11 protein-coding genes are annotated in these 17,194 nt (G+C 54.5%); 5 read left to right on the forward strand and 6 right to left on the reverse strand.

Going from position 1 to position 17,194, the window contains the following annotated elements; translation table 11 throughout:
* Positions 1-377: 377 nt before the first annotated feature.
* From pilM to AC5DDB_RS00935, 4 genes are all read left to right on the forward strand, one after another.
* Positions 378-2,690 (forward strand): type IV pilus assembly protein PilM, encoded by a 2,313-nt coding sequence (gene pilM, locus AC5DDB_RS00920; RefSeq protein ID WP_491737783.1) that lies wholly within the window; start codon positions 378-380, stop codon positions 2,688-2,690.
* Positions 2,691-2,833: 143 nt separating this feature from the next.
* Positions 2,834-4,834 (forward strand): hypothetical protein, encoded by a 2,001-nt coding sequence (locus AC5DDB_RS00925; RefSeq protein ID WP_491737784.1) that lies wholly within the window; start codon positions 2,834-2,836, stop codon positions 4,832-4,834.
* A gap of 73 nt (positions 4,835-4,907) precedes the next feature.
* Entirely contained in the window at positions 4,908-7,169 is a 2,262-nt protein-coding gene (locus AC5DDB_RS00930; protein WP_491737785.1) for a hypothetical protein, read from the forward strand.
* 187 nt (positions 7,170-7,356) lie between these two features.
* Entirely contained in the window at positions 7,357-8,592 is a 1,236-nt protein-coding gene (locus tag AC5DDB_RS00935) for an ornithine cyclodeaminase, nickel-pincer nucleotide-dependent (protein WP_491737786.1), read from the forward strand.
* Here AC5DDB_RS00935 and AC5DDB_RS00940 read toward each other — a convergent pair.
* From AC5DDB_RS00940 to AC5DDB_RS00965, 6 genes are all read right to left on the reverse strand, one after another.
* Complete coding sequence (locus tag AC5DDB_RS00940) at positions 8,589-10,043, reverse strand: sulfatase (protein ID WP_491737787.1); 1,455 nt, start codon at positions 10,041-10,043, stop codon at positions 8,589-8,591. The genes AC5DDB_RS00935 and AC5DDB_RS00940 overlap by 4 nt on opposite strands.
* A gap of 165 nt (positions 10,044-10,208) precedes the next feature.
* The gene (locus tag AC5DDB_RS00945) at positions 10,209-11,420 is read right to left on the reverse strand and encodes an SGNH/GDSL hydrolase family protein (protein WP_491737788.1); all 1,212 of its coding nucleotides are present in this window, start codon (positions 11,418-11,420) and stop codon (positions 10,209-10,211) included.
* Positions 11,421-11,525: 105 nt separating this feature from the next.
* Positions 11,526-12,974: an efflux RND transporter periplasmic adaptor subunit gene (locus AC5DDB_RS00950; protein ID WP_491737789.1), complete on the reverse strand. Its 1,449-nt coding sequence runs from the start codon at positions 12,972-12,974 to the stop codon at positions 11,526-11,528.
* Between the two features lie 208 nt (positions 12,975-13,182).
* Positions 13,183-13,572 (reverse strand): TraR/DksA family transcriptional regulator, encoded by a 390-nt coding sequence (locus AC5DDB_RS00955; protein ID WP_491737790.1) that lies wholly within the window; start codon positions 13,570-13,572, stop codon positions 13,183-13,185.
* 136 nt (positions 13,573-13,708) lie between these two features.
* The gene (hisS, locus tag AC5DDB_RS00960) at positions 13,709-15,037 is read right to left on the reverse strand and encodes a histidine--tRNA ligase (protein WP_491738054.1); all 1,329 of its coding nucleotides are present in this window, start codon (positions 15,035-15,037) and stop codon (positions 13,709-13,711) included.
* Between the two features lie 41 nt (positions 15,038-15,078).
* Complete coding sequence (locus tag AC5DDB_RS00965) at positions 15,079-15,516, reverse strand: YkgJ family cysteine cluster protein (RefSeq protein WP_491737791.1); 438 nt, start codon at positions 15,514-15,516, stop codon at positions 15,079-15,081.
* 234 nt (positions 15,517-15,750) lie between these two features.
* Here AC5DDB_RS00965 and AC5DDB_RS00970 point away from each other — a divergent pair, with 234 nt between their 5' ends.
* A complete protein-coding gene (locus AC5DDB_RS00970) occupies positions 15,751-17,175 on the forward strand; it encodes a lactate utilization protein B (RefSeq protein ID WP_491737792.1) in 1,425 nt (474 codons plus the stop codon).
* Positions 17,176-17,194: the final 19 nt, after the last annotated feature.

Consider the following 17,194-nt stretch of genomic DNA (forward strand, 5'->3'; position numbering starts at 1 on the left):
ATATTGAGGGCAAATCGGACACATCGACGATTGGGCAGCAAAACGGGCAACCGTCAACGCGTTCAACGGTGTTTTCCGCATCACCCACAAAGTCTTTGTATGAGTTCCAGGCGAACCCGCCGAGAACACCTTTTTCGTTGACTTTTATTCAAACCCCGTGTTAGCTTTCACTTGAGTGATTGCGGCCAGGATCTACACCTCGGTCACGCGGTCCAATTTGAATACCGAACCAAGCTGCTCAATCCTGTTGAAAATTCCAATCTTGCGACGGATCACCGGAGCTGATTGGGCAGTCGATATTGCCAATCGTAACGAAGAAAACGTTTTAACCGCGACCGCTTTGGCGAATCGTGGTGTGAGTTGATAGGAGACGAACTATGGCCGAAACTGGTGGCGGAGTTTGGGGAATCGAGATCGGTCAAGCCGGTTTGAAAGCCGTCCGCTTGCGGTACGCCGAGGCTGCGAACCAAGTGGTGGCAGTCGCGTTTGACTATGTCGCTCACCCGAAAATCCTCAGCCAACCAGACGCCGTCCCAGAGGAACTCATTCCGCAAGCACTCACGGAATTTCTCTCTCGGAATTCCGTGCAGGGTGATCAGGTTGTTATCAGTGTGCCCGGCCAGACGGCGCTTGCGAAGTTCGTGAACCTCCCGCCGGTTCCAGGCAACAAAGTTGCTGAAATTGTTAAATACGAAGCCAAGCAGACCATTCCCTTTGCACTTGAAGACGTGATCTGGGATTACCAAGTGCTCTCGGCAGGGAGCGAAGAAAGTGACTTCCTCCTCGACGCCGAAGTCGGCATCTTCGCGATGAAACGCGATGAGATCGCCGCTCGCTTGAAGTACTTCCAGGCTCAAAAGATTGAGCCGGACGGCATCCAGATGGCTCCGCTGGCCCTGTATAATATGGTCAGCTATGACAAGATGGGACTGCGGCTCGACGGTGATAAAGAACCGACCGACGAGTACAACATCGTCCTCGACATGGGTGCCGACAACACGACATTGGTTGTCACGAATGGTGCGAAGATTTGGATTCGCAACGTGCCGATCGGCGGGAATCACTTTACCCGGGCACTTACGAAGGAAATGAAACTGACCTTCGCCAAGGCCGAACACCTCAAGTGCAACGCCACGAAAGCACCTGATCCCCGAGCCGTCTTCCAAGCGTTGCGACCGGTCTTCAACGATTATGTCTCGGAAATTCAACGTTCGATCGGTTACTTCTCCAGCGTGAATCGCAGCGCGAAGATCAAACAGGTCATCGGCGTTGGTAACGGTTTCAAGTTGGCAGGGCTGCAAAAGTTCTTGCATCAGAATCTGCAGTACGATGTCGTCCGGCTCTCGAGATATGACCAACTCGCCGGTGACGCGGTCACTGGCAGTTCGATGTTCCAAGAGAATATTCTGACGTTTGCCGTCCCATACGGTCTCGCGTTGCAGGGACTCAAACTAACGCGGATTCACACCACACTCCTGCCACCAGAGATTGTGACTGCACGCAAGATCCGTGCAAAGAAGCCGTGGGCCGCAACAGCCGCAGCGGCTTTGTTGGGTGGCATTGCTTTGTCAGGCATCGGGTATGCCCAAGTCGCGAAGTCCGTGAGCGAAGACCGGTTCGGTGACGCTGAAAAAGCCGTTGCCAACTTCCAGACGAAGGTCAGCGGATTCCAAAGCTCTTATCAGGCAGAGCAGACCACCCACGCCGGAATCATGGAGAAGGGTGCGGTTCTTATCGAGAACCTGGAGTCACGCACGCAATGGCTCGAACTCTATAAAGCCATCAACGAAGCGTTGCCGAAACAGCAGGTCGATGCCGACCTCAGCGACATCAAGCAGCAGAACCGAATTCATGTGCAGTCCGTTGTCGAGCAGCACTATGACGACCTATCGACATGGTACGCCGGTCTCAGCGAGACCGCTGCGTTGTATATGAAAGAAGCCGACCGCAAACCGCCGGAAGGCCCCGGATTTGTTGTGACGATCAACGGCTATCACTTCCATTCGCTCGGCCATAAATTCCAGGAAGCGACATTCCTGAAGAATTTGCAGGAGTGGCGTGCCGAAGATGGCTTCCCGATTCGAGAAATCGGCATCAGTCATGCAACGTTGATCGACACCCAGAACACGAAATGGACGTACAACCCCGATCTTCGTATCCAGAAAATGCTCATGGGCAACACTATGGGGCGAGGTGGCGGTGGAGGCGGTGGATACGGCGAACCGCCCGGTGGTACCGGGATGCGTTTCGGAGGTCCAATGACTCCCATGGGCGGCGGGACGGATTCCGGTCTTTCCATGGAAGACAAGAAGCTCTTGGACAGCAACACCGAACTCATGGAGTGGAAGTTCGTCCTACAGTTCGTTTGGCAACCGACTCCGCTTGGCGAACGCGACCTCAACAACATCCTGTGGCAAGTGCTCTCGCAGAACCCGGAAGCCACAATGCAGGATGTGACGGCTCAGGTCACCGCGTTTAACGAGGCACTTCGGAAACGGAAACTTCTCGGCGAAGATACCGAGAAGCAGGAAATCGAACTGACGGAAGAAAAATTCGCCGCTTTCAAGAAGAAGCACTTCGATACGGAAGCTGTCATGCCGAGTGCAGTGGTTCCCGCCGGTGCCGTAGGTGGCATGGGCGGTGAAGGCTCGATGGGCATGCCAGGCGGTGGCGGACACGGCGGTTACTAAAATTGGAAATCGGCTTTCGCTGATGGAACTTAAGATTCACGAACGACGTCATTTGATTTGGGAATCGATTTTGACAATGCCAGTCTGAACGAACTTCAAGCTGGCCATTCCCTAGGCGAACAATTTTTGACGCGGATGTCATCATGGAAAAACTGCAACCCATCCTGAAACACAAATTCTGGATCATCAGCGGAATCGCGTTGTTGGTTCCGATCATCGGTTGGTTCATGGATCGCGGTGCGATTGCCGAACGTATTCAGCAACGCTGGGATACGCTGTCGAAACTTGCTCCACCCAGTGGTGCGAACACTCCTAACCAGAGCTATATCGACGGTATCCAATTCGTCAATAAGTCGATGGCCGAACGTCAAAAGGAACTGGAACGCGTTCTTTACGATGAGCAAAAACAGCTCTGGTTCTGGCCGGCGGAAGTGGCCGACCGGATGCAGGACAAGTCGTACCGCGATCGGGTCTCGAATAGTATTCTGCAAGACTACCGTTTCGCCTATACCGACCATTTCGTGAAAGATGTCGTCGAAGCGACGATTCGTCCCTACAAAGTCAGCTACACCGGCGAGGAAACGGGCCTGGTGAAAGTCGACGGTGGAACAGGGAATTTTGGTGGCGGTGGAATGGGTCGTATGGGCGGCCGAGAGATGATGCCCGGTGGGGCTGGTGGCGGTCTCGGGTTCGGTAACAACTGGTTCCCAAGCAGCATTCAGCATATTGACGCCAAGAGTCGATGGGCCACCGAACCTCCAACGCCGAAGGAAATGTGGGATGCCCAAGAAGACTTGTGGCTGATCCAACAACTTTTGGAAGCCGTTGCCGATGTCAACGATGGAGCCCGACGGGTTTCCGATGCTCCGATCCGTGAAATTCACACGTTGTTCCTACGTGGCGGAAGCCGTCCCGACCCGAATGCCCTCGCAGCGACCGCTGGAGGCATGGGAGGAATGGGCGGTATGCCCGAAGGCGGCGGATATGGCGGTGGCGGTGGCGGTGGACTGGGTGGAGTGTTCGGTCAACGCTCACCCGGTGGTCGTGAGGGAATGGGAATGGGTGGCATGCAAAGTGCCGATTTCTCTTCGGAACTCGACGCAGTCTTTGGCTCTGATGCACCGATCGCAGCAGCCTCGATGGGTGGAGACATGGAAGGCTCACCTGGTGGCGGCGGTGGACACGGTGGCGGTGGCGGCATGATGCCAGGTGGTTACGGTGGTGGAGGGATCATGCCCGGAGGTGGCGGCCGTGAGGGTGCAGGGGGTCTTGAAAACCGTCGTCGCTATGTCGACGATTCGCCCGATCTCCCTTACAAGACTCGTGGCTTCTACCTGCACGTCACCATGCTTCATAGCGATTTGCCCCGACTTCAAGCCGCATTGGTCAGCCGAGGTTGGCCAGTTACGCTGTTGCGAGTGCAATACGTCTCAAAACATCATGATTTTCAAGGCATGGATACCAACAGCACCGGCCGCGGTCGTGGTCGAATGGGCTTTGAAGGCCCTGGCGGTGGCGGCGGGATCCCAATGCGACGTCGTCCACGAAGTTTCACGCCAATGGGCGGTGGCTACGGTGAAGGTCCGATGGGCGGACTACCGGGCGGACCAGGCGGAACTGCCGGCCCAGGTGGTGTCGTCCTGACACCAGGTATCGAAGAGCAACAAACGCTCTGGGATGCTGCCATGGAAGATCCTTATCTCGCCGACGTTGCGATTGCTGGTCTGATGACTTTGTATTCTTCACCAGACATCGACGAAGAAGCGATTCAAGAAGCTGAGGCGGAAGACGTCGCGAAGCAACAAGCCGCTCAACAAAATGCTACACCCGATCAAACGCCACCAGGCGAGGGCGAGACACCGATGCCAGCTGACGGGGCTCCGATGCCACCTGGCCAAGAACAGCCGAACGGTATCAACCCGAATCCTGGTACTGGCGACGAAACGACGCCGCAAAACGGTTTGCAATCCGGTCAACCATCACCGGTTCCGGGTGGCAATCCGCCGAACCCTGCGAATCCCCTCGCTAACCCGAACGGGACCGCAGGCAATCCGACGCCGGGAACTCCCGACGGGAATACGCCGCCTGCCGCGGTGCCGCCGACAGAAAATCCACCAGCCGCCGATCCTGCTGGGAATCCTTAGTGGGTTTGCATCCGATCGTTGTGCCAGTTCGATTTTCAGTCTGTCAATTCAATTCCGCTAGGATGAGCACGTTATGAAACCTTCACTCTCGGGTATCAAGAACATCGATTGGAAGCAATTGGTTGTCAACCACGGCGAGAAAATCGCGTTGGGTGTGGTTGGGCTTCTCGTGCTTTTCATCGTAACGGCGGGTACTCGGTGGTCGACGTTCCAAGAGAAACAGCCTCAGGAAATCAAAGACCAAGTCGTCGCTGAGGAACAAACCTTATTGGCGGCGACCTGGCCTGATACCGAGAAAGTCGCGTATCCGTCGGCTTATGATATCAAGGAGTTGGTCTCCCAACGCCAAGGACCGATCGATTCGCGGCCATACGTGTTTCAGCCAAGTCATCCGATGAAGGCGCCGCTCCACCGACAACAAAAGAAGATCGAAGAACCTGAGTGGCTCTCGCCGCAAGATCCGGAAGTCTATCCGGGTCAAATTGCGATCGCCATCGCGAATCCCGATATGCAAATGGGCATCCAGGGTATGGGAGAGTTCGCAGGCGGCGAGGGTTCAAACGCTGACGGATTCGGTCTTCCTGCCACCAATTTAGACGATCCATTCGGACGACGCCCCACCAATGCAGGAGGCGGCGAAGGCCCAATGGGTGGAGGCATTGGTTTGCCTGATGGTGGATATGGTGGTGGTGGCGGTGGACATGGAGGGGGTAGCGCTCGGCCACGACCGACACCGATGCCACGGGGAGGTAGCGAACTTGCTGCTCCTGGCGGACACGGGGGCGGTGTAATGGAAATGCCAATGGGCGGTGGTTACGGCGGTGGAGCAGTGGGTGCAGCGCCGACCTTCAACATCCAAGGCGAACGCTACGTCTCGGTTCGCTTGGTCTACCCTTATCGCAAGCAAGTCGAAGCGATTGCCGAAGCTCGCAGCGACCGCACACAATGGCAGTCTGTTCTGCAAAAATTCCAGATCACCGATTTCGAAATTCAACGACAAAAAGCCAAAGCCGGGCCGAATCCTTGGAGTGACAAGGACGAAGACTGGCGAACAATCAACAAGGAACTCGCACTCGGGATTCTCAACAAGGTCGAGTATTTCGATTCCGACATTGTTGACCTGTCCGACATCGATCCTGCCATCACCATGCCATTGCCGGCCCGACTGGATCGCAACTGGATCACGCGGGATGCCGGTCACAGACGTCTCAAGACGTTGTCGCAGAAAGAAATCGAAGCCAACGAAGCATTGGCGGAAATGCTCGCGAAACAGCAGAAGGAAATGCAAATCGATACCGCCAATCAACCCGTCGTTGTTGAGAAAGGTGGATTCGCAAGTCTGCTGACCGTGAATACTCGCGGAATGATGGATTCCATGGCGACAGACTCCCGATCTCGCGGAGCCTTTGTCTCCATGATGGAAAACGCCTATGGCGGTGAAGGCGGCAGCGGCATGATGGGGGGGGCTATGAACCTCAACAGCCTGGAATCTGCACTCCAAAGTATTCCGGAATTGATTCTGTTCCGCTTCTTCGATTTTGACGTCGAACCGGGTGCGGCTTACCGTTACCGCGTGCGGCTCATCGTTACCAACCCCAACTATGGCCTTCCACTTGAACAGATCGCTCGGCCGGAAGTTGCCCAAGAAACCACGCGGCAGACCGATTGGTCCGAACCTTCACCGGCGGCCATCGTTCCCCGCGATGTTTACTACTATGTCAACAACGTCGAGCCTCCTCGGAATCCCGACGCACCAGCACCCGCCGAAATGGAAATCATCCAATGGCTTCCAGACGTCGGGACACCTGTGGTCGCGAAGATTCCTCTGGCTCCTGGTCAAATGATCGGCGGGCGAGAAGAGACCGAGGTCGTGGAACCGCAAGTCGTTCTGGAAGAGCAAACTGTGATCTTCAAATCGAATGACTATGTGATCGATACCGAACCCTCTGCGATCGACACTTCCGCCGGTCCAGGTTCTAGTGGCGAAGATCTTCATGCGGACTTGAAGATTCCAGCCTCACAACGCGGGCAGGTTCGTATGATGCCTCAGGCGTTAGTGGTCGATCAGTCGGGCCGGTTGAAAGTTCTGAGCCCGGTCACCGACGAAAAAGAACGGGACTCCAAGAAGGACTACATCAAGAAAATGCTCGATTACTTTGCATATCTCAAAGCTCCGGAAGTTCCCGAAGGCGGCGAAGGTATGTTCGGCTATGAAGGTATGATGGGTGAAGGCGGCGAAGGCGGATATGGCGCGATGCAGGGAAGTGGTCGTCGGTCATCGTCCCGGAATCGTCTGCGTGCCCGTCGGGGTTCCGGCGGAGGCGGCGGTTACTAAGTCGACCGGAATTGCCGGTCAGGCAAACCCGCATAACCAACTACAAACACAGCGAGTTTCTCGAGTCATCGAGGACTCGCTTTTTTTCATGGTACTACAACGTTGAGATCGGAATTGTCGTCTATTTTTCCTCACCGTAGAATGAGCACATAGCGGTTCTTGTTATCGGAAGGTCAGGAGGTCCGTGATGGTCGATTCGTTCGAAGAAGAAGTCGAACTCAGTGGTCACATTGTCGACAGCTTACTGTTGCCGAAAGTTCTCGATGAGATCACAGCCTCCGGCGGAGAATTCGAAATCCGCGAGATGCAAGTTGGGCATGGGCGAACCGACCCGAGTTACTCTCGGCTGCTGGTCAAGGCACCGTCGGCGAAGTTGCTCGAAGAAATCCTGACCCAAATTGCTCATCACGGCGCCGTCACAACGAACCCCAGCGACTGTCAAACTGTTCTAGCCGACATGGACGGTGCCTTCCCGGAAGGCTTCTACGCCACGACGAACGAAGATACCGATGTACGTCTCGATGGCGAGTGGATCCGTGTCGATTCACAAGAGATGGACTGTGGCATCGTCATCGACCATGAACACAAGACCGCTCGATGTGTGCCGATGTCGGACGTCGTGCGTGACCAAGCGGTTGTCATCGGTCGTGCGGGAACCCGTGTTCGGCCAGTGGGTCGGGATCGCGGAACCCACGACGCCTTCGGTTTCATGCAAAGTACCGTTTCCACAGAAAAGCCGAAGGCCGCTACCATCCGCGAAATTGCTCACGCGATGCGTCGTGCTCGCGCAGGTGATGGACGTATCCTGGTAGTCGGAGGTCCTGCGATTGTGCATACCGGCAGCCGCGAGCATCTGAGTCATATGATCCGCGATGGCTTCGTCAATGTTCTGTTCGCGGGCAATGCACTCGCGACGCACGACATCGAGCAGTCGTTCTTCGATACCAGTCTCGGAGTGTCGATGTCAGACGGCGGATCGATCGAAGAAGGGCACGAACACCATCTGCGTTCGATCAATCGGATTCGTCGAGCAGGAAGCATCGCCGCGGCTGTCGAACAAGGATTGCTGCAAACCGGGATCATGTACGAGTGTGTCAAGAATGACGTCCCGTTTCTGCTTGCGGGAAGTATTCGCGATGATGGGCCGCTGCCGGATGTGATTACCGATACGATCCAAGCTCAACGGCAAATGCGTGAGATGATTGAGGGAGTGACATTCGCACTCATGATCGCCACCACGCTTCACAGTATCGCGGTCGGTAATCTTCTTCCCGCACGGGTTAAAGTGGTCTGCGTTGATATCAATCCGAGCACTGTTACCAAACTTGCAGACCGAGGCACCTTTCAAACTGTGGGACTGGTCACAGATGTCGAACCATTTCTACGCGTCTTAGTCGATGAACTGAAGCAGCCCAGCGGCTAACGGTCCGACTTTGTCGCTCGCTTTGCAATGGCTTGCTTCTCTGCTTGCGGATCGAACTTGGGATTTCGTTTCGTGGGAATCGGGGCGTTTGTTTTCTGTTGCCAAGTTTGCAAGTGTTTCAGCAGTTCCTCGCGTTTCTCAGGATGACTTTCGGCGAGATTATGAGCTTCGCCAACGTCATCCCGCAAGTTATACAATTCCAAACCGCCGTCCTCGAAGTACTGGTGCAACTTCCAATCGCCATAGCGAATAATGCTGCACGGTCGCGAGCGGAACAGTGGATCACGTTGCTCGGTCCACACCGCATACGACTGCAAGTAGGCCGGAAAATGCCAGAACAACCCTCGGGGAGGAAGTTCCCGTGTTTTGCCTTTAAGCAGGGGGACCAGACTGACTCCGTCGACCGGTTGGCCCTTCGGCAATTCGATACCAGCGATTTCGCAAAATGTCGGAAAGATATCGACACCGATCACCGGTTCGGCAGATTTCCCGCCGGCTTTCACAACGCCGGGCCATCTCACGAACATCGGCACGCGAATCCCACCTTCGTAGTACGTGCCTTTGTATCCCTTCAAGGGAGCCATGTCGGTCGCCGGACCGTAGCCACCATTGTCGGAGAAAAACACGATCACCGTGTTCTCATCCAACTCAAGCTCTTCCAGTGTCTTCCGAATTCGACCCACGCCGTCATCAACAGCTTGAATCATTGTGGCCATCGCAACGTGATTATGAAGTTTGCCTTTCGGTTTCGCCTCGTATTTGCCCATGAGTTCGCGTTTGCCGTTGAGCGGAGTATGCACTGCGAAATGGGTGAGGTACAACAGCCAAGGCTCGTTGCGATGTTCGCGAATGAACCGACTGGCCTCGTCACTGAGTCGATCGGTGATGTACTCGTTTGCAGGAGCATTCTTCAAACCCGGCACGTTTCCGTGCGGTGGATAATAGCCGCGTGGCGGTCCACCAGAATGGGTTCCACCAATATTCACATCGAAGCCGAATGGTTTGGGATCATTGCTCAAATGCCACTTGCCCATCGTGGCAGTCGCGTAACCGGAATCTTGCAGGAGGTTCGCCCAAGTTTTAATGTTCGAACGCAGCGTATCCGTCCCCGGAACATGTTCTAACCGACGATGCTTGGAGTTTCCGCGTGGTCCGGTCCCGACGTTGTAGATTTCATGTCGCGGCGTGTACTGCCCGGAAAGTAAACATGCTCGTGCTGGCGCACAATTGGCAGCACACGAGTAAGCATCCGAAAAGATCATCCCTTCCGACGCCAATTGATCAAGGTGGGGGGTTTCGTAAAAGTCGGACCCCATAAAACCGGTGTCACGCCATCCGAAATCATCGAGGAAAATGAACAGAATGTTCGGACGGCTCTCCGCCAAAAGTGACGTACCGGTGGTCACACTTAGAAGAAAGAAATACCCGGCAATGGCAAGCGAACGCTTCATGATGGAATCCGAAAACAAGGATCGGTTTTCCAATCATCATACCGCGATATCTTCTGCCGTTCGACTCTTAGTAGACTAAGTCAGCAGTCGTCCCTAGGTATTCGTCTGGAATTCTACGACCCGATACGGTTTACGAGTCCAACATGACTTGATACCACACCATCGCTATTGGACGGTGGCCGGGGTCGTGTAGTGAGGTGCCGGGCGTGTTGTGAAGGCGTGTGTGAGGCGGTGTCGCAAGTAGCCCTGCAACTGCATCGCATAGAACTTGTGGCCTAGTTCAGAGAGTCCGCGAGAGTTCGTGAGAAACAGTGCGTCGGCTTCGGCATGGCTACGAAACTCGGGCACCGAATTGTGAAATAGAATGTTCCGTTCCTGGCAATAATTTCCTAACAGTTCCAGCGGACGACTGCTGAGATACACCGCGTTCTGTGGAACATCGACACTCTGCCGAACCCCCGGACCGGTGGAAGCCGATTCGGAAATCTGCCAAGGCGTTGGGACCGCGGTGACGACAAAATCGGCATTGATTTGCCGAGCCACTGTCGCCATGAACTCGATCGGCGAGAATGCCTGATCAATATAAACCGACCAATCGGGCGGCTCATCCCGCAACCACGCGTAACATCCCTGTGGCGAATTGATGTCGATCGTATCTTCGGCCTGTCGACGTGAGTCCGTCAGCCATTCCAATTGCGTCTTCAGCCACCGAACCGCCATGAAGCGTTGGGGTCCCGTGTGATCCATCTCGGGGTTGTGCAGTTCAAACTCCGAATTAGGACACCCCATCGGAGTGCCATCTTCTGCCATTCGCGTGTGTCGCCGGTAATGGTGATCGTCCGCGACGTCGGTCATGTCGAAATTGAGAATGAGCAAATCAGGTTGAAAGGTTAACAATGTCTGCCGAAGTTGCAGATAGCTAAGAAGCGGGCAATACCCCGGCACCCCCGCATTAATGACTTCCACCTTCTGACGCGTCACGTCTTGAAGTGCAACTTCCAACTGCCGACAGAAGGTATCCGCTTCAGACACTTCCCCAGCGAAAACGCTTTCGTCACCAAGACAAACGACACGATAGACATCAGCTGGTTTCGGGATGACCACGTCTGGCCCGCGTAAGCCGTAACTGTTGGTTCGCCAAAGAATTGGCTGATGAGTATCGGGATGAAGGTGCTTTTGAGCCTTCAACGGCTTCATCCGATGATGCACCGCCCAACAGGGCATCGTGAGCTCAAATTCCCGATCGAACGGATTGCTTTCGTCCCGCTGCCAAGAGTCGTGAACGCGAAATCCCACTTCAACGCCCGCGAGCAAAATCGCAATGACGGCCACAGCACGCAAGCAAGGTTTGAGTCGCGGTCGCCGAGTCTGTGGCATTTTCCCATCACGAACGGAATCGAAATCGCGGAGGCCAGTAACCTGCGGAATGTAGGGAAACCGCCGGAATGCCTCAAGAGCGATTTATCGTTCGTTTTCGGGAACTCACTCCGTGACCGGTCGGACAACGGGAACCGAACTGATGTTCAAGAGTTCTTCGAGATTCATGTGAGACTGCACATCGACTTGAATCGCGTCGTACGTTTGGTCGGGATCTTGAAGAACGTCGAGGTTTGTCAAAATCACTTGGATCGGATCACGGTCAGCTGCCGCCAGATCAGCGAAGATACTGCGATCGACAATCGCGACGGTTTGTAACGTCTCATGATTCCCAAGGGGGATTTTGCGGAAGCTCGTCGACAATTTCCCGTCTTGATGCGAAGTCACTGTCACGAAGACGGAATTATTCACGATGCCCTCGCGTGGAATGACGGTGGCATCCTCAAGAACCGGCCCTTCGATTCTGGCGTAGACGAAAGTCCCCGGCAACAAGGGAACATCCTGTTCGGCGTTGTCGACTTCGACGTAAACCATCAGCGTACGGGTTTGGGCGTCGGCTTCGGGAGCTCTCCGAACCAATCGACCTCGCCATGTCACCTCATCCTGAAGATTCTGGGCCAATTCCACGACGGGTTGCACTCCGCTGGTCAGTAAACGCTCGATCTTCGTATAGTCCGACAATTTCAGCGGTAGCGGAATCTCGACGACGGAAACATCTGTCAACCGAACGAGCGGATCACCCACACGCACGAATTGCCCCTTTTCAACCATCACGTCACTGATCACACCGGCGAATGGGGGCACGATCGTGGTGTGTTCTAGGTCCCGTTCGGCAATTCGATAATCCGCCTGCAGGGTCGCCAACCGTGTTTGAGCGGTCTCGATGCGAATCGGATAAAGATTTGCCTCGTTTTCTTCCTTCACAATGGAATCTTCATACCGCCGAAGATCCAGTAACGCCTTTGTCAGTGCACTGGGAGTTGCGACTCCGCGGTTTCGCAAATCAGCCGTTCGGCGGTACTCTTCAGATGCCGTTTCGTAATCCTCTTTGACCTTCTTCAGCATCCGCGCGTTGTTAGACTGTTCCTGCTTGAGCCGTTTAATTTCGGCCTCCGCTTCACGAACTTGAGCCGCCACTTGAGCAACCCGTTGCCGATAGATCTCAGGATCAATGATCAGCACTTGCGTACCCGCCTGGGGACGATTGTCGCCGGGGCTACGTGGGGACTCGGACTTCGGATAGACCTGCACGCCACGTTCGAGATCATCGGCGTTAACAACTCGTCCGGCGACCTCGGCTGCCAGCGTGACCTCACGATCGGCCAAAGCGGTCCCGTAGGAGACGATCAGTTCTCGGAGTTTCGCCGTCGAAACGTCATAAACCTCGACATTGTAACGCTTTACCCGCGCACTATTGTCGACAACTGGCGGTTTATTCAGAGACGCCAAGCCAATAAACGCCCCCACGCCCAACACGAGAACGCCACACATTAGCAAGACCGATATGGAAACATGCGGCCAACGCCGCAACGGCTTTTGCACCGAAGATGTCATAATGGAAGACAAATCGAGAAGAATAGGAGACGAATTCGCGTTAACCCCATGTAGTCATACCGAAATTGTAACGCATGCGTGCCAAATTTCCGGCCACCGTCTCCCAGAAATCTCAAGATCGCCCACTCAATGCAAACCCGGTTCGCCGGGCACCATCCAACGCAAAGTATTGCAGTAAGTGGGATTGCGATCCTCGTCGCATCGCAATTCAGATTGCGGATTCTTCTCGTTTGCGTTTGCAATTCACGCATTCTTGCGTGTAGGGAATCGCTCGAAGTCTCGCTTTGGGAATGCCGCATTTGGAAGCCGGTTTACCGTCAGCCATACAGCCCTCGCAAACTCCGTAGCTGCCGTCTTGAATCCGATGAAGGGCCGCGTCGATCTCTTTAAGAACTTCCTGATCGTTCTCCATCAAGAACAACGAAAAGTCCTGCTCGTAAGCGGTTGACCCCAACTCAGCCATATGGGTCGGGCTTTCCCCATCGTTTCGACCGCGATCCAGCGCCTCACCAGTGAGATGCTCCACGTCGCCTCGCAGTCGGGCTTTGAGAAGCTGGAGTCGCTCGCGAAACTCTTCAAAGTCGGCTTCTTTCAACATTTCGCAGCTAACCTTCTGGCAGGATGGATTAATGCGGGGGACATATTGTTGGAAGTTGGGGCAGGGTGGTCAAGTGTTTGGATGTTCGTATCAGTGAAGTGTTTCCGGATCAGACCAGCCAACTATGAAGAACGTGTTAAACACGTGTTTGGATTACATCAATCAGTTCATTTTCCCCAACTGCTTGTTGTTCCCCGTCTTGCAAATCCTTGATCTGCCATTGACCATTCGCAAATTCTTCGTCACCCGCAATCAAAGCGAGTCGAAACCCCTTCTGGTTTGCGTACTTCATTTGCTTTCGGAAGTTCTTGGTATCGGAGTAGACTTCTACAGCAATTCCCGCCGCTCGCAACTTTCTACCGATCCGTAAGTATTCTCCGAGACGATTTGCGTCCATGATCGTGACTAATACGGATGCCGGGGTCGCGGCCGAATCGATGAGTTCAAGCGTTTCCATCGCCGCCAACAATCGATCTAACCCCAAACTTGCCCCAACTCCCGGCAGCGACTGCGAAGTGAACAAGTTCGCCAAATTGTCGTAACGTCCTCCCGAACAAACACTTCCGATTCCCGGCAAATCGGTCAGGAACGTTTCATAAATCGTCCCCGTGTAATAATCCAAGCCTCGGGCAATGGACAAGTCGAGAGCCAAGCGATCCTCCGGCACACCGGCTGAGGTTGCGGTCGCGAAGAGTTCTCGGAGCCGATTCACACCTTCCTGTCCCTGTTCATTAGACTTCAGCATCTCGTCGAGTTGGTCGAGCACGGCGGTCCGCTCGCCTGACAAATCGGACAACTGCAACACCCCGTCAGCTTGTTCGCGAGACAATCCTACGACTTCGACCATTTCCTCTAACACTTTATCGCGACCGACTTTAGGCAGTTTGTCGAGCGCCCGAAGGATTTCGGTCGAATGCTCCGCGACTTCATGTTGCTCAAGCAAACCGTTGAGAACGAGTCGATTGTTCACGCGGATAGTGAATCGTTCAAAACCGATCTTGGCAATCAGGTCATGAATGACAAGCAGTGTCTCGATGTCGGCAATGTTTGACGTTGTGCCGACGGTGTCGAAATCGCATTGCATGAATTCGCGATAACGACCCGCTTGCGGTTTCTCTCCCCGCCAAACCGATGCAATATGATATCGCTTGAAAGGTGTCCCCAGTTCATTGATGTACTGAGCCGCAAATCTTGCGAGCGGAACCGTGAGGTCGAACCGCATCGCGACATCTCGCCCGCCACTGTCTTCAAAACGGAACAGTTGCTTGTCAGACTCTTGCCCACCTTTGCCGGTCAAAATCTCGGCGTATTCCAGTGCGGGCGTGTCGATCGGGCTGAAACCGTAACTCCGGTACACGTTTCGAGCCGTTTCGATCAGCCGTTCCCGAGCGATCATCTGATTGGGAAGATAGTCCCGAAATCCTTTGAGAGTCCGGGGTTGGATACGTTGTGTTTTCGCCACGATACTAGCAGGGTCAGAGTGTGATTGAAGTTTTTTGCAAAATGCTATGCCGACTGGCCGTTCAGAACGGGCAATGCGACATCGCGAGGTTTCTGGGCACGTTTTCGCGGTGGCAAAATGGCTTCCGCGTATTCCCAAATCTGCTCGGCGGTTTCGAACAGTTTGTCGTAACAGTCGTCCGAATCGTATTCGCAATCATCCGTGGAATACTTTCGGCAAATCTTCGGTCGCGTGTCATAGACGCCGCACCGGTGGTCTTCCTGTAAATGTTCGCAATCGGCATAAACCATGAGATACCAAGTGCCGTCGTCGACGAATATCGCAACGCGACCGTGGAACATGTACCAGCGGATATTGTCGAAATCGTCCCAATCGGTCGGCGTTTCGATCGGCAAGGCAAAATAGCGGCAACAGCGAGCCGTGCAATAGCTGCACAAGTTTTCGCCCGCCGGAACTTGGCTACGTGGAACAATTTCTGGCATCGGATCACCTTTCATACGAAGACGCCCATTCTAGCGGACGGGTTCGCAGGTCGATATGGTCCCGCCGCGAGATTTTCCGATCCGTTGCATTGAAGAACAACGCCGGGGGGGAAAGAATGGCATTGGAGTCCGTTGTTCTCTGACAGCGAGCCGTGTTGGTCGTGCCGACTACACATGCCCGGCCACATGCGACTGCCAGCGAATCCCCCTCAATAGACAAACCACAGAATACTCATGTCTCATCCTGAACGCGCTGCCGCTTTTATTGACGATAAACTTCGAGCTCGCTGGCACGATTCGTCCTTGTGGTTTGTCCGTAGCAAACGTGACCGGATGGTCAATTTGTTTCCGGAATGGGAACATCTGCGGGAGACGGCTTCCCAAATCAAACAGCATACTCAGGGCAAGTTAGGCGACTACCTCGAAGAGTTCGAAAAGAACGCCATTGCACTTGGTGCGAAAGTGCATTGGGCGAAAGACGCGGCCGAGCACAACGAAATCGTGCTTACGATCCTGCAACAACATAACGTGGAACGGCTCGTAAAGAGCAAATCGATGTTAACGGAGGAGTGTCACCTCAATCCGTTTTTGGAGCGTCATGGTATCGATGTGATCGACACTGACCTTGGCGAACGCATCGTGCAACTTCGGCAAGAAGGCCCAAGCCACATCGTGATGCCGGCGATTCACACCAAAAAGGAAGAAATTGGCGAACTCTTCCACAAGCATCTTGGAACGGAAGCGGGCGGGTCGGATCCGCAGTATCTTGCCGAAGCAGCTCGGCAGGATTTGCGAAAACGGTTCCTGGCAGCCGATGCAGGTTTGACGGGCGTGAACTTCGCCATCGCGGAAACCGGCGGCATTGTCATCTGCACAAACGAAGGTAACGCCGACCTGGGAACGAGCTTACCAGACTTGCACATCGCAAGCATGGGTATCGAAAAACTCATTCCCAAAGCAGAGGACCTTAGTGTGTTCCTGCGGTTGTTGGCACGATCCGCAACCGGGCAGCCGATCACCACATACTCATCGCATTTTCACGGCCCCAAGCCCGGTGGTGAGTTACACATCGTGCTTGTTGACAACGGACGCAGCGAACTTTTGGGGAGCGATGACTTTCGCCGCAGTTTAAATTGTATTCGTTGCGGCGCATGTATGAACACTTGCCCGGTCTATCGACGATCAGGCGGACATAGTTACGAAGCGACCGTGCCCGGGCCGATTGGCTCGGTGTTGAACCCCGCACGAGACGCGAAGAAATATTGGTCGTTGCCACACGCGTGCAGCCTGTGCGCATCTTGCACAGATGTTTGCCCGGTGAAAATTCCGTTACACCATCAACTATTGACGTGGCGTCGAGAGATTGCCGCGAAAAAGTATCTGCCTTGGACGAAACGAGTCGGCATGAAGTTCATGGGATTCGTCCTCAAACGTCCCACACTGTATCGGTTTGCTGGTTGGGCCGCCCGATTAGGGCTCCGAGTCATGCCGCGGTTCTTGATCTATAACCCGCTGAACGTGTGGGGCAAACAACGCGATTTGCCCACGCCACCGCGGGAAACCTTCCGTCAGCAATTCGAAAAACGCAACCAACAAATCACAACGAATTCGGTGCCGGTCGCACATCATCAGGAAACCAAGAGTCACGAACACAGCTAGAAAACCACTCGCAGTTCGT

It is taken from the genome of Thalassoroseus sp., from assembly GCF_984380535.1.